Raw genomic sequence first — 13,386 nt, 5'->3', positions numbered from 1 at the left:
CGGCGCCGAACCGGGCGGGGCGCCGTGCTGATCGGGGAGGTCGCCCGCCGCAACGGGGTGAGCGTGCGGATGCTGCGCCACTACGACGCCGTCGGCCTGCTCCGGCCGACCGGACGCACCGTCGGCGGCTACCGGGAGTACTCCCCCGCCGACGTCCGCAGGCTCTTCCACGTGGAGGGTCTGCGGACGCTCGGGCTCTCGCTGGCCCAGGTCCGCGACGCCCTGAGCGACCCGGGGTTCGACCCGTCCGCGCTGGTCACGGACCTGGTCCGGGCCACCGAGGAGCGCCTGGAACGGGACCGGGAGCTGCTCGCCCGGCTGCGCACCGTCGACGCCGCCGGGCCGGGGACGTGGGCGGAGGTCGCCGACGTCGTCGGGCTGCTGCGGGAGCTCGCCTCGGCCACGGCGGGGCGCCGCCAGCAGGCCGCGCTGGCCGCGGGCGACGGGCCCGCGCTGCCCGCGGAGGTGCTGGCCCGCACGCTGCTCGCCGAGACCGACCCGCACGCCGCGGGCGCGCTGCGCTGGGCCCTGCGCCGGGCCGTGGCCCGCGCGGGCGACCCGGGCGGGGCGGCCGTGGCCGCGCTCGCGGCGGGTCTGCGCTCGGGCGATCCCGGGGTCCGGCGGAGGGCGGCCGACGCGCTGGCCGACGCCGCACCGTCCCCGGCGGCGCACGCGGCGCTCGTCGACGCCCTCGCCGACCCGGACCCGGTGGTGCGTCGCCGCGCCGCGACGGCCGTCGGGCGGGCCGGCGGCGTCGGAGCCGTCCCGGAGCTGGTGGCGATGGTGCGCGCGGGCGTCGACGACGTCGAGGCCGCGGAGATCCTCGCGTTGCTGTCGCACGAGGACCCGGCGACCACCGGGCACGTTCTCGCTGCGCTGACCCGCGACCTGGACGGCACCGACCCCGCGACCCGGATCCGGGTCGCACAGGCTCTGGTCGAGCTGCCCGGCCCCGGCCCGCAGGACGTGCTCCGCCGGCTCGCCGACGACACCGACCGGACCGTCGCGCTCGTCGCGGGGGCCTTCGCGGAACGCCGGGTCTGAGCGCACCCCACACGTCACCCGGCGTGGCGGGACCGGCCGCGCACGGACGGCCCGGCACCCGTGGCGGCGTCGTCGTGGCCGCGACCGCCGGCGAGGAACGCGACGAGCGGCAGGAGGACGCGGGCCTGCACGACCCGCATCAGCAGGGCGTTGGCCCGGATGCCCCACCGGGTCCTCGGCGCCACCATGCGGACGCGCCCGGGGAGGAGCTTCTGCGCGGCGGTCGCGCGGGGCCGCATCGCGGCCTCGAACGTCGAGAAGGCCGCCCGGATCCGTTCCGCGGTCGGCTCCGCGGACACCGCATGCCCCCGCAGCGCCGCGGCGAGCTCCGCCGCTCCGCGCAGACCGAGCGCGGTGCCGAGTCCGCTCAGCGGGCTCGCGCACCAGGCGGCGTCGCCCACGAGCACGACCCGCCCGTCGGACCAGGATCCGTCGACGTGGATCTGGTCGTAGGTGTCGAGTGCGAGGTCCGGGGCGGTGCGTGCGGCGGCGAGGAACTCCGCGGCCCGCCACCCAGCGCCCCCGAAGGCGTCCTCCAGCGTGGCGAGCCGCGCGTCCCGGTCGCGGGGGACGGCCGAGGCCGCGAACGTCATCCCGACCTCCTGCTGCCCCGCGTGCCCGGGCCGCGCGGTCAGCCCGCGGCACCCGGGCTCGTTGTAGGACAGCGCCCACCCGTCGAGCGGCGGCGTGCCGGGCCCCTCCTCCAGCGTGAACCAGGCGTGGGCCAGGCCCAGCGGCCGCCGGTACGCCTGCTCCGGGCCGAAGCGCAGGGACCGGATCCGGGAGTGCGACCCGTCCGCCCCGGCGACGATGTCGAACACCTCCGCGGAGCCGGAGCGGAACCGCACCTCCACACCGTCCGCCGTGTCGGTGAGCTGCTCGACGGTGTCGGCGAACCGGTGCTCGACGCCCGCGTCACGGGCCGCCGCGTGGAGCACGCGGGCGAGGTCGGACCGGAGGAGCTCCTCGGTCGAGATGAGCCCGTTGCCGCCGAAGGCCTCGACCGGCATCGCGGCCGTCCGGCTGCCGTCGGCCCTGATCCACGCGATCCCCCGCTGCGGCACGAGGTGCCCGAGCACCTCGTCGATCAGCCCGAGGTCGACCAGGACCTGGCGGGAGTCCCCGCGCAGGTCGACCGTCTGACCACCGGTACGGAGCGCCGGCGCGATCTCGACCACGGTGACGCGCCATCCGTCCCGGGCCAGGGTGACGGCCAGGGTCTCGCCGGCGATCCCGGCCCCGACGACGAGTGCGTGTGCCATCCGCGTTCTCCCCAGTCATGCAACTCCGACTGCGTTAACGGTAGACCGACAACGCCTGCAAACGCAATCGGCGATGCATTACTGTGGCCGCATGCCCGAGACGACCGGATCGATACGCCCGGGTGGACGCACCGCGCGGACCCGGGAGGCCGTCCTCGCCGCCGTCCGCGAGACGCTCGCCGACCCGGACGCGGAGCTCACCGTCCCCGCGGTCGCCGAGCGCGCCGGGGTGCACCCCACCACCGTCTACCGGCGATGGCGGACCATCGAGTCGCTGCTGCTCGACGCCGTGGTCGGTGACGTGCAGACGTCGTCCCCGGTCCCGGCGAGCGGCGACCTGCACGCCGACCTCACCGACTACGTCGGCCGCCTCCTGACCAGCCTGCGCGGCCCGCGCGCACTCGGGATGCTCCGTGCGCTGATCGCCGCCTCCCGCGCCTCGACGGACCCGCAGGACGTCATGACGATCATGCAGCCGCGCGTCGACGACTTCCGCGCGATGCTGGAGGCCGCCGGCGTGACGGGCGTGGGCGGACTGCAGCTCGTCGAGCTCGTGATCTACCCCGCGTACGTGTGGGCGCAGCTCGGCGCCCCCCTCGACCCCGCGACCGACACCGGGCGCCTGGTCGACGCCGCCCTGGCCGTCGTCCGGGCGTCGTCGACGCCCGACACGGCCGAACGGTCCGCGGGAGCGGTCGACGACCGGCACCCGGGATAGCGGAGTCGGCCACCCCCGGCGGCCGCCGCCACTCGGACGGGCCGGCCGGCATCACCCGTCCGTAGACTCCCGCGGTGGCCAGGAGCCTTCGCGACACCCTGAGCGCTCCGGCGCGCCCCGTCCTGCGGTACTGGAACGACCTCCCCATGCGGGTGCAGGGGCGCATCACGATCGGACTGCCGCTCGTCGCGGTACTGATCTCGGCCGGGCTGGCCCTGACCGGGAACCTGCAGCGCGTCGACATCGAGACCGACATCCAGCGCAAGTTCGAGATGACCGGCTCGCTCGGCGAGCTCACCACGCTCATGGTCGACGCCGAGACCGGCGTGCGCGGCTACCAGCTCACCGGGCGCACGGAGTACCTGGAGCCGTTCACCGACGCGTCGGCGGAGCTCCCGACGGTGCTGGGACGGCTGGAGACACTGGCCGCGGCGGAGCCCGGGGAGAAGCCGCGCACGGACAAGCTGGCCCGGATCGCCGAGCTGCGGGACCTGACGTCGAAGCAGATGACCGACCTGGCCCGGCAGCGCGACGTCGTCGCCGCGGGTGGGGACACCGACGGCGAGATCCGGCAGGACCTCGCCTACGGCAAGAACCTCATGGACGGCATCCGCAGCCGCGTCGACCAGATGCGGACCGGCGAACGCGAGCTGCTCGACGACCGCATCGACGAGATCAACCAGATCCGCCTCCGCGACTACCTGTCGGTCGGCATCGCGCTCGCGGTCGCCGTGCTGACCCGGTTCCTCGCCTGGTTCCTGCACCGCAACGGCATCCTGCGCCGGGTGGACCGGCTCGCCGACACCGTGCGCGTCATCCGCGAGGGCGGCCCGGTGCCCGAGCCGCCGCCGGTGAAGCGGGACCGGATGGGCGAGCTCGAACGGGAGGTCCACCTGCTCGAACCGGCGGTCCCGGCGCGGCGCGACGACGCCGTTGACGGACGCGTGTGACGCGGGACACGATCGGGCGCCCACCCGCTGCCCGAGGAGCCCGCATGAGCACCGACGCCTCCGTATCCACCCGCGCACCCGGCAGGCTCGGGGACCCGGCGACGACGATCGGCGACGACCCGCGGGCCGACCCGCGGATGGTCGCGGTGCTGGAGGGCTTCGGCCTGACCGGGCACGCCGACGACGCCCCGCTCGACCGCACCGCGGGCCGCCCGGCGCTGCTCGGCTTCGTCGACGCCGCCGAGGAGGGCTTCGAGGGCCTGTTCGCCGCGCTCGCCACGGGCTGGACCCCGCCGGCCGGGGTCGACCGCACGACCCGGACCGTCCCGGGCGCCGACGGGCACCCGATCACCCTGTACGTGCACCGCCCCACCGGCGTCGACGGGCCGCTGCCGGTGATCTACCAGGTCCACGGCGGCGGGATGGTCATGCTGGCCGCCGAGGGACCGCTCTACGTGCGCTGGCGCGACGAGCTGGCCGCCGAGGGCGCCGTCGTCGTGGGGGTCGAGTACCGCAACGGCGGCGGGCGGCTCGGGCCGCACCCGTTCCCGGCGGGCCTGGACGACTGCGTCACCGGCCTGCACTGGGTGCACGAGCACCTCACCGAGCTGGGCGGCACGCACGTCGTCGTCACCGGGGACTCCGGCGGGGCGAACCTCGCGCTCGGGCTGGCGATCCGGGCCGGGCGCGACGGCTGGTCCGGGCGGATCGCCGGGGTCTACGCCCAGTGCCCCTACGTGCTGGGGTCCTGGGACCGGCCGCCCGCGGACCTGGCGTCGCTGTGGGAGAACGACCGCTACTGGCTCAACCGGGAGCTGTTCCCGCTGCTCGCCGAGGTCTACGACCCCGGCTCCGCGCACGCCGACGACCCGACCTGCTGGGCCGCGGCCGCAGGCCCCGAGGACCTGCAGGGGCTCCCGCCGCACGTCATCGCGTGCGCAGAGCTGGACCCGCTGCGCGACGAGGGGCTCGCCCACCACCGTCGGCTGCTCGCCGCCGGGGTGCCGTCGGTCGGGCTCGTGTACCCGGGGCTCTGCCACGTCGGCATGATCCTGTTCCGCGACGCGATGCCCGACGTCTACGCGCACGCCGTGCGCGACGTCGTCGGCTTCGCCCGGTCGGTGCGCGGCTGAGCCCGCCGGGTCAGGACACGGCGGGCGGGGCCGGGTCGTCGCCGGTGTCCGGGCGCACCCGGCGGCGGCACCCCAGCACGACCAGGTGCGCGTCGAGCACCCGGGCGAGCAGGACCCGGTCGGCCCGGGCACCCGCCGCCGGGTCGGTCAGCATGTCGGCGACGTCGTGCTCGGTGCCGGTCCCGCCGAGACCCGCGTAGCGGACCCAGACGTCGTAGGCGGACAGCCCGGACAGCGCCGCCCCGGCCGGGAGCGACACCGTCACGGGTTCCTCGGGCACGACCATCCGCGCCGCCTACCCGACTCCGGGCGGTTCAGACCTCCGGGCACCCTTTCTGCGCGTTTTGTCTGCCTTGTCGGACTATCCTGGGCCTCGTGCGCATCCTGGTGGTCGAGGACGACGACCGCGTGGCCCGCGGCCTCGTGCGCGCCCTGCTGCGCGCGGGCTACCGGGTCGTGCGCGCCGCCGACGTCGCCGAGGCGTACGAGGCCATCGCCGAGCAGGTCCCCGACCTGGCCCTGGTCGACATGGGGCTGCCCGACGGGCACGGCTCCGCCGTCGTGCGACGGCTGCGCGACCACCCGGCGACCGGGGTCCTGATCGTCACCGCGCAGGACGGCGAGACCGACCGGGTCGTCGGGCTGCGCGCCGGTGCCGACGACTACGTCGTGAAGCCGTTCAGCCTCGCCGAGCTGCTCGCCCGGATCGAGGCCGTCAGCAGGCGGACCCGCGCCCTGCGCGAGGCGCCGGCGCCGGTCGTGCACCGGCGGGGGTCGCTCGAGCTCGACGTGACCGCCCGGACCCTGTCCGACACCGACGACGGCTGGTCGGTCGCCCTCACCGCGACCGAGTCGGCCGTCCTGGCGCTGCTGCTCACCCACGACGGCCCGGTCGAGCGCGGCGTCATCCTCGACCGGGTGTGGTCGGCCCCGTCCGAGGCGCGCTCACGCACCCTGGACACCCACATGGCGACGCTGCGCGGGAAGGTCGAGGGGCGCCTGCGGATCCGCACCCTGCGCGGGATCGGCTACCAGGCCGGGCCGTGAGGCGACGGCTCGTCGTCGCGGTCACCCCGCTGCTGGTCCTGCTGCTGCTCGGGGTGCTGGTGCCGACGGCGGCGACGGTCGCCGAGCGGCACACCGCCACGCTGGTCTCGGACCGGCTCGCCGACGCGTCGCGGTTCTCGGTGCTGGCGCTGACCGCGTTGACCGGCGGCACCGCGCTGGAGGCCGACCTGGCTCGGCTGCGTGCCGAGCTCGACGAGTACGCCGACCTGTACGACACCGGCGTCTGGTTCCTCGACCGCGAGCAGCACGTCCTGCACGCGACCGGGCCCGGGCACGCGGGCAGCCCGCCGGACGCGGCGCTGCCCCGGCTCACCGGTGCGATGGCCGGGCGGCTGCCGCCGCTGGAGCGCACCGTATGGCCGTGGGACACCGCCGACGAGATCGTCGTGACGCCGGTCGGGCGGGACTCACAGGTCGTCGCGGCGCTGGTGTTCGCGGTGCCGACCGACACCGTCCGCGGGGAGATCCTGCGCGACTGGGCCCTGCTCGGCGGGCTGTTCGCCCTGGTCGCGGCCCTGGTGATCGGGGCGGTCGGCCCGATGACGCGGTGGATCCTGCGGCCGGTCACCGACCTGGAGCGCAGCGCCGCCGCCGTCCGCGCCGGTGACCTCGGTGCCCGGGCCGCCCCGGCCGGCGGCCCGCCGGAGCTGCGTCACCTCGCCGCCGGGTTCAACGACATGGTCGAGGCCGTGCACCGCACCATCGAGCGCCAGCAGCGCTTCGTCGCCGACGCCGCGCACCAGCTGCGCAACCCGATCGCCTCGGCCCGGCTGTCGGTGGAGAACCTCGCCCCGCACCTGTCCGAGCGCGACCCGGACGCCCGCGCGACCTACGACGACGCCGTCGACGACCTGGACCGGATGAGCTCGGTCGTCGACGGGATGCTCGCCGCGACCGCACTGCGGGACCGCCCGGCGGGCACCGCGACCGTCGCCGGGGCGCTCGGGCGGCGCGCCGAGGTCTGGCGGGGCGTGGCCGACGACGCCGGGCTGGCCTTCACCGCCGAGCTGGCCGACACCGCCACCACGGTGCGCGAACCCACCGGCGGGCTCGCCGCCGCCGTCGACGAGCTGGTCGCGAACGCCTGCCGGCTCTCGGCCGGGCGCACCCTCACCGTGCGCGGGGCCGCGACCCCGGACGGCGGCTACCGCCTCGCCGTCGCCGACGACGGCCGCGGGCTCGACCCCGCCGGGCGGCGGCGGGCCACCGAGCGCTTCTGGCGCTCGCCGCGGGACCAGAACGTGCCGGGCACCGGTCTGGGGCTGGCGATCGTCGCGCAGGTGCTCGACGACGCCGGCGGCACGCTGTCGCTCGACGCCACCCCGGGCGGCGGCCTCACCGCGGTCGTCACCGTGGCACCGGGGTAGCGCACGGAGGTCAGGGCTTGTGGCCGCGGAACCAGCGGCGCGCGGCCGGGTGCAGCGGGACCGGCGTCGTCGCCGCGCCGGTGCGCGGGTTGATCTGGCCCGCCTCCAGCCGGACCCGGGACAGCTCGTCGGAGTGGGCGAACAGCTGGTCGGTGAGCCAGTGCGCGAGGGCGTCGTCCATCGACGGCGACACCGCGAGCAGCGTCGGGACGGCCGGGGCGGGCGCGGCCTCCAGCGGCGGGTACATCGTCGCGGGCACCACGACCGGCACGTACTCCAGCGGGTGCCGCGCGATCAGCGCCTCCACCTGTGCGGTCAGGTCCAGCAGCCGGACCCCGCCGGAGGAGGCCAGCTCGGTGACCGCGGGCGTCGGCATGCCGGTGAGGCTCAGGACGCCGTCGACCTCCCCCGCCCGGAACGCCCGAACCGAGTCGGCCTGGGTGTGGCTGCGCAGCGTCGCCCGGACCCCGGCGACCTCCAGCAGCCGCTCGGTGACGAACCGGGTCCCGGAGCGCGGCGCACCGCAGGCGAGGGTCAGGCCGTCGAGGTCGCGGGCGTCGCGGGCCGGGCTCGCGGCGGGCACGAGCGCGTGGAGCACCGAGTCGAACACCCGGGCCAGCGCGACGACCGGCTCCGGGTGGGCGAGCGCGACGTCGACGTTGACGAACGCCAGCTCGGCCCGCCCGGAGGTCAGCAGCGCGACGTTCTCCGGGGCCGAGTCGGTGTGCACGACCTCGACGACCTCGCGGCCCCACTCGCGGTCCAGCAGCCCGGCCAGCGCGGCGCCGATCTCGCGGTAGACCGCCCCCTCCGGGCCCGTGGCCAGCCGGAACGGCGACGGCGGGCGGGGTGGCGGCGCCGCGCAGCCGGTCAGCGCACCACCGGCGAGCAGGGTCCCGGCGAGCAGTCCGCCGCCGCGCAGCACGTCGCGGCGCGACCATCCGGCCATGTCCGCATCCTACGTTTTCGTCCGGTATGCCGGTAATCCCAAGAACAGCCCAAGATTCCGGCCGTCCGGCCCCGCGCGACGCCCCGCCCGACCACTCTCCGTCCAGCATCGTCACGCGAGGGAGCGAGCATGAGCAGTCCAACGGCGGACGCCGTCCCGGCCGCACCACGGCCCCGGACGAGGACCCCGATCTACAAGCACCTCTACGTCTGGGTGCTCGCCGGCATCGCCGCGGGGATCCTCGTCGGCCTGCTGCTGCCCGAGGTGGGCGCGCAGATGCAGTGGCTCGCCACGCTGTTCATCAGCCTGGTGAAGGTGGTGATCGCGCCGGTCATCTTCGCGACCGTGGTGGTCGGGATCGCCGGTCTCGGCAACCTCGCCAAGGTCGGCGGGCTCGCCGGGCGCACGGTGGTCTACTTCAACGTCACCACCCTGATCGCGCTGGCCCTGGGCCTGCTGACGATCAACGTCATCGCCCCGGGCGTCGGGCTCGGCTACGACCGGGAGAGCTTCGACGGCTCGGCCGCGGACTCCACCATCGAGTCGGCCGGGGCCGCCGCGGGCGGGGGCATCACCGACTTCCTGCTGGCGCTGGTGCCGGACTCGTTCGCCTCGGCCTTCACCGACGGCCAGCTCCTGCAGGTGCTGCTGCTGGCGATCCTGGTCGGCGTCGCGATCACCATGCTCGGCGAACGGGGCAAGGGCATCACCCGGGCCCTGGACTCGTTCGCCCAGGTCATGTTCGGCGTGATCAAGCTGGTCATGTGGGTCGCCCCGCTCGGCGCGTTCGGCGGGATCGCGTTCACCATCGGCCAGCACGGCAGCTCGATCCTGGGCAGCCTGGCCGGGTTCATGCTGACCTTCTGGGCGACCTGCCTGATCTTCATCTTCGTGGTGCTCGGCCCGATCTGCCGGCTCGCCGGGTTCTCGCTGCTCAAGTACCTGCGCTACATCAAGGACGAGCTGCTGATCGTGCTCGGCACGTCGTCGTCGGAGACGGTGCTGCCGCGGATGATGCGCAAGCTGGAGGCGGCCGGCACGCCGAAGCACGTCGTCGGGCTGACCATCCCCACCGGCTACTCGTTCAACCTCGACGGCACCGCGATCTACATGACGATGGGCGCGATGTTCATCGCCCAGGCGTTCGGCGTGGACGTCCCGCTCGCCACCCAGATCGGGATCCTGCTGTTCATGCTGATCTCGTCCAACGGCGCGGCCGGGGTGTCCGGCGCCGGGCTGGTGACCCTCGCCGCGTCGCTGGCGGCGTTCGACCACATCATCCCGCTGGTCGGGCTGGCCCTGATCGTGGGCATCGACCGGTTCATGTCCGAGGGCCGCGCGCTGACCAACCTCACCGGCAACGGCATCGGCACCCTCGTCATCGCCCGCTGGACCGGGGAGCTGGACCGCGACCGGCTGCGGGCCGTGCTCGACGACCCCGGGCAGGTCGACGTCGACCAGCTCATGAGGGCCGAGAACGACGCCGCCGCGGAGCCCGGCACCGACGACGACGCCGCCCGCGCCGTCGAGCGCAAGGCCGCCGTGGCGACCGTCGGGACCGGGGGCGGCGAGGTCGCCACCGGCACCGAGCTGCGGGAACGGACCGACCCCGGGCGCTGACCCGGCACGACCACCGGCCCGGGCCGGCCCCGCGGCGGCGACGTTGCGGGGTCAGCTCGGGTCGATCCGCAGGATCCGGTCGCCGTCGCCGTTCGAGGTCGTGACCAGCAGCGGACCGCCGGGCACGGCGTACACCCCGCGCAGCCGGCCGGAGTCCCCGTCGAGCGCCGCCGGGATCTCGACGTCGGAGACCGCGCCGTCGGTGCCCTCCGGGCCGACCCGCATCAGCAGCAGCTTCTGCCCGCGCAGCGCGGCGACGGCGAGCATCCCGTTCCGCTGCCCCCACGCGTCGCCGTCGAGGAACGCGGCGCCGGCCAGCGCCTCGGGCGGGCTGCCGGAGGCCCACACGGCGGGGACGGCGTCGGGGAAGCGTTCCCGGTCGGTCATCGGGACCGACTCGTCGTAGGTGGTCACCGTGCCGCCCTGCGAGGGGTCCCAGCCGTAGTTGCCGCCCGGGCGCAGCAGGTTCACCTCGTCGTCGCGGGTGGGGCCGTGCTCGGCGGTGAAGACCCGCCCGGTGCCCGGCTCGACCGCGACGCCCTGCACGTTGCGGTGCCCGGAGGTGTACACGAGCCGCTGGGCCGGGTCGGCGGCGTCGGCGAAGGGGTTGCCGGCCGCGGGCCCGCCGGTGGCCGGGTCGACCCGCAGCGTCTTGCCGCCGAGCGAGGTGAGGTCCTGCGGGGTGGCGGGCATGGCCGCGTCGCCGGTCCCGACGACGAGCGCCCCGGCGTCGTCGACGGCGACCCGGCAGCCCGAGTGCCGTCCGCCCGAGGCGATCGGCAGGCCGCCGACCAGCGGGTCCGCGACCCGGGTCGCGGTGGCCCCGTCCGGGGACAGCGTCCAGGTGACCAGCCGGACGTCGACCGGGTTCCCGTTCTCGGCATGGGTCTGGCAGGTGGTGAACCGGTTCGACGTCGCGAAGTCGGCGTGCACGGCCAGGCCCATCAGCCCGCCCTCGCCGCGGGCGAACACGTCGCCGAGGTCGGCGGCGACCGGGGTGACCGCGGTGCCCGGGTCGAGCGAGGCGAGCAGCGACAGGCGCCCGTCCCGCTCGGTGACCAGCGCGCGCCCGTCGGGCAGCACCCCGACGCTCCAGACGTGGGAGAGCCCGCCCGCGACGACGACCGGCGCCAGGTCCCCGGCCGCCGCCGGGGCGTCGGTGGTGGGCGGCGCGGGCGCCGGTCCGGCGGGCGCCGGTGCTGCGGCGCCGCACCCGGCGGCGACCATCAGGGCGACGGCCGCGGCCGCCGTCCCGGCGCGGCGGAGACGGGCGGGGTGGGGGTCACGGGTCACACCGGTCATCCTGGCCGGAACCGGGCACGACGGCAGCACGGGTGTGGTCGCGCAACACCGGCGGTCAGGGCGTGTCGACCCGCACCTCGAGCGACCCGAGGCGCTCGAACCCCAGGTCCGACGGCCCGTCGGCCGGCGTGGCGAGCCGCAGCGCGGGGAACCGCTCGACCAGCGCGTGCAGCGCCACCTCGATCTCCTGGCGGGCCAGCGCGGCCCCCAGGCAGTAGTGGGCGCCCTGGCCGAACCCGAGGTGCCCCTCGCCACGACCCGGGTCCCGGGTCACGTCGAGCTCGTCGGGCCGGTCGTGCCGGCGCGGGTCGAAGTTCGCGGTGACCAGCCCGGCCGTCACCGACTCCCCCGCCGCGATCCGGGTGTCGCCGACGACGACGTCGGTGCTCGCGTACCGGGGCGTGCTCACCGGGACCGCGCCGCAGGTCCGCACGATCTCGTGCACCGCGGTGGGCCACCGCCACGGCTCGGCGCGCAGCGTCGCGAGCTGGTCGGGCCGGGTCAGCAGGGCCAGCGTCGCCCGGGACAGCACGTGCGAGGTCGTCTCGAACCCGGCGACGACCAGGTCGAACAACAGGACGTCCAGCTCGTCGGCGGTGAGCCGGTCGCCGTCGTCGTGCACCGCGACGAGCACGTCGACCAGGTCGTCGCGCGGGTCGGCCCGCCGGGCCGCGACGAGCTCGTGGATCTGCGCGACGACGGCGCGCGCCACGTCGGGCATCCGCTCCGGGTCGGGTGCGACGAGCAGCGCGGCCAGCTCCCGCCAGAGTCCGCGCTGCTCCACCGGGACGCCGACGAGCTCGCAGATCACCGCGATCGGCAGCGCGCGGAACACCGTGGGCAGCAGGTCGACCGGACTGCCGTCGGCACCGGCGGCCGCGACGTCGTCGAGCAGCTCGGCGGTGAGCTGCTCCACGCGCGGGCGCAGCGCGGCGACCCGGCGCACGGTGAACGCCCGCGAGACGAGCCGGCGCAGCCGGGCGTGGTCGGCGCCGTCGCGGACGAGCAGGCCCCGGCCGAGGTGGTCGAGGTCCGGCGGCAGCCCGAGCCCCGTCAGGAGCGCGCCCATGACGTCCCCGGCACCGGGCACCCCGGTGGGGTCGTTGCGGAACCGCGGGTCGAGCAGCAGGGCGTGCACGTCGTCGTGCCGGGTGACGAGCGACGCGGCGCCCATCGGCGACTCCGGCATCGCGACGACGGGCCCCTGTTCGCGCAGGCGCCCGAAGGCGGCGACCGGGCAGGTGGTGCGGTCCACGACGTACTCCTTCGACGGCGTCAGCAGGTCCGGTCCATCGGACACCGTGCCGTCGCGGCAGGGTCAAGCCCGCACCGCCGACCGACCTCCGTGGCGCCACACCCTTGACGATGGTGCCATCGTGCGCCATAGTTGCGCCATGGAGTTGGACGGATATGTCGACCGCCTGCGCACCGAGTTCGCCGCACTGGGCGAGGCCGCGGGCGAGGACACGCGGGCGGCCGCGGAACGGCTGCTCACGCCCCTGACGTCGACGACCCGCCTGGTCCTGCTCGAGGCGCTGGCCGCGGCGGCCGACGAGATCACCCTCGAGCTCGCACCGGGGTCGGTGCACGTACGGCTGCGCGGCAGCGACCCCGAGTTCGTCGTCACCGCGGGGTCGGCCGCACCGTCGGCACCCCCGGCGACGACGGAGGCGCCACCCGTGGCGCCATCGGCGCCGGCGGGCGCCGACGGCGAGTCCGGGCCGGTCGCCCGGATCAACTTCCGGCCGCCGGAGACGCTCAAGACCCGGATCGAGGAGGCCGCCGGGCGGGACGGTCTCAGCGTGAACACCTGGCTGACCCGTGTGGCCGCGGCCGCGCTGGACCGCCCCGCCACCGCACCCGACCGTCCCGACGCCGCCCGCCGCGGCCGCGTCGGCTGGTTCGGCTGAGCCACCCGACCCCTGCCACCCACCCCTGACTCACGGCGTCACCGCGACGCCGAGGAGGCGATG

Annotated in this window: 13 protein-coding genes; 8 read left to right on the top strand and 5 right to left on the bottom strand. The window is 76.0% G+C overall.

From position 1 onward, the window contains the following. The first annotated feature begins 24 nt into the window (after positions 1-24). Entirely contained in the window at positions 25-1,044 is a 1,020-nt protein-coding gene (locus tag KPL57_RS36215; protein WP_226355050.1) for a HEAT repeat domain-containing protein, read from the top strand. Positions 1,045-1,058: 14 nt separating this feature from the next. On the opposite strand, the gene KPL57_RS36210 is transcribed toward KPL57_RS36215, so the two are convergent. Continuing rightward, positions 1,059-2,306 carry an FAD-dependent monooxygenase gene (locus tag KPL57_RS36210; protein ID WP_226355049.1) on the bottom strand — a complete coding sequence of 416 codons (1,248 nt, stop codon included), beginning with the start codon at positions 2,304-2,306 and terminating at the stop codon, positions 1,059-1,061. A 91-nt stretch (positions 2,307-2,397) separates the two neighbouring features. Here KPL57_RS36210 and KPL57_RS36205 point away from each other — a divergent pair, with 91 nt between their 5' ends. The 3 genes from KPL57_RS36205 (at position 2,398) to KPL57_RS36195 (ending at position 5,107) form a co-directional block, all read left to right on the top strand. Further along, on the top strand, positions 2,398-3,024 hold the full coding sequence (locus KPL57_RS36205) for a TetR/AcrR family transcriptional regulator (RefSeq protein WP_226355048.1): 627 nt from the start codon (positions 2,398-2,400) through the stop codon (positions 3,022-3,024). A 74-nt stretch (positions 3,025-3,098) separates the two neighbouring features. Next, positions 3,099-3,974: a CHASE3 domain-containing protein gene (locus tag KPL57_RS36200; RefSeq protein WP_226355047.1), complete on the top strand. Its 876-nt coding sequence runs from the start codon at positions 3,099-3,101 to the stop codon at positions 3,972-3,974. 44 nt (positions 3,975-4,018) lie between these two features. Then, positions 4,019-5,107 (top strand): alpha/beta hydrolase fold domain-containing protein, encoded by a 1,089-nt coding sequence (locus KPL57_RS36195; RefSeq protein ID WP_226355046.1) that lies wholly within the window; start codon positions 4,019-4,021, stop codon positions 5,105-5,107. A 10-nt stretch (positions 5,108-5,117) separates the two neighbouring features. Here KPL57_RS36195 and KPL57_RS36190 read toward each other — a convergent pair whose 3' ends face one another. After that, complete coding sequence (locus KPL57_RS36190; protein WP_226355045.1) at positions 5,118-5,387, bottom strand: hypothetical protein; 270 nt, start codon at positions 5,385-5,387, stop codon at positions 5,118-5,120. Positions 5,388-5,482: 95 nt separating this feature from the next. Between KPL57_RS36190 and KPL57_RS36185 the strand changes: the two genes are divergently transcribed. Both KPL57_RS36185 and KPL57_RS70580 read left to right on the top strand, forming a co-directional pair. Beyond that, entirely contained in the window at positions 5,483-6,154 is a 672-nt protein-coding gene (locus tag KPL57_RS36185; protein ID WP_226355044.1) for a response regulator transcription factor, read from the top strand. Beyond that, a complete protein-coding gene (locus tag KPL57_RS70580; RefSeq protein ID WP_226355043.1) occupies positions 6,151-7,542 on the top strand; it encodes a HAMP domain-containing sensor histidine kinase in 1,392 nt (463 codons plus the stop codon). The genes KPL57_RS36185 and KPL57_RS70580 overlap by 4 nt, the downstream gene beginning before the upstream one ends. Positions 7,543-7,552: 10 nt before the next feature. Here KPL57_RS70580 and KPL57_RS36175 read toward each other — a convergent pair whose 3' ends face one another. Then, on the bottom strand, positions 7,553-8,491 hold the full coding sequence (locus KPL57_RS36175) for a TAXI family TRAP transporter solute-binding subunit (protein ID WP_226355042.1): 939 nt from the start codon (positions 8,489-8,491) through the stop codon (positions 7,553-7,555). 129 nt (positions 8,492-8,620) lie between these two features. Between KPL57_RS36175 and dctA the strand changes: the two genes are divergently transcribed. Then, positions 8,621-10,111, top strand: coding sequence for a C4-dicarboxylate transporter DctA (dctA, locus tag KPL57_RS36170; protein WP_226355041.1), 1,491 nt, complete (start codon positions 8,621-8,623; stop codon positions 10,109-10,111). Between the two features lie 51 nt (positions 10,112-10,162). On the opposite strand, the gene KPL57_RS36165 is transcribed toward dctA, so the two are convergent. Beyond that, on the bottom strand, positions 10,163-11,413 hold the full coding sequence (locus tag KPL57_RS36165; RefSeq protein WP_226355040.1) for a sorbosone dehydrogenase family protein: 1,251 nt from the start codon (positions 11,411-11,413) through the stop codon (positions 10,163-10,165). A gap of 55 nt (positions 11,414-11,468) precedes the next feature. After that, positions 11,469-12,713, bottom strand: coding sequence for a cytochrome P450 (locus KPL57_RS70575; RefSeq protein WP_226355039.1), 1,245 nt, complete (start codon positions 12,711-12,713; stop codon positions 11,469-11,471). A 94-nt stretch (positions 12,714-12,807) separates the two neighbouring features. Between KPL57_RS70575 and KPL57_RS36155 the strand changes: the two genes are divergently transcribed. Next, positions 12,808-13,323, top strand: a complete 516-nt coding sequence (locus KPL57_RS36155; RefSeq protein ID WP_226355038.1) for a hypothetical protein — start codon at positions 12,808-12,810, stop codon at positions 13,321-13,323. Positions 13,324-13,386: the final 63 nt, after the last annotated feature.

The organism is Pseudonocardia sp. ICBG601 (assembly GCF_020496245.1).
The sequence above is the reverse complement of the archived record's forward strand: the minus strand, read 5'-3'. Positions and strand labels throughout refer to the sequence as shown.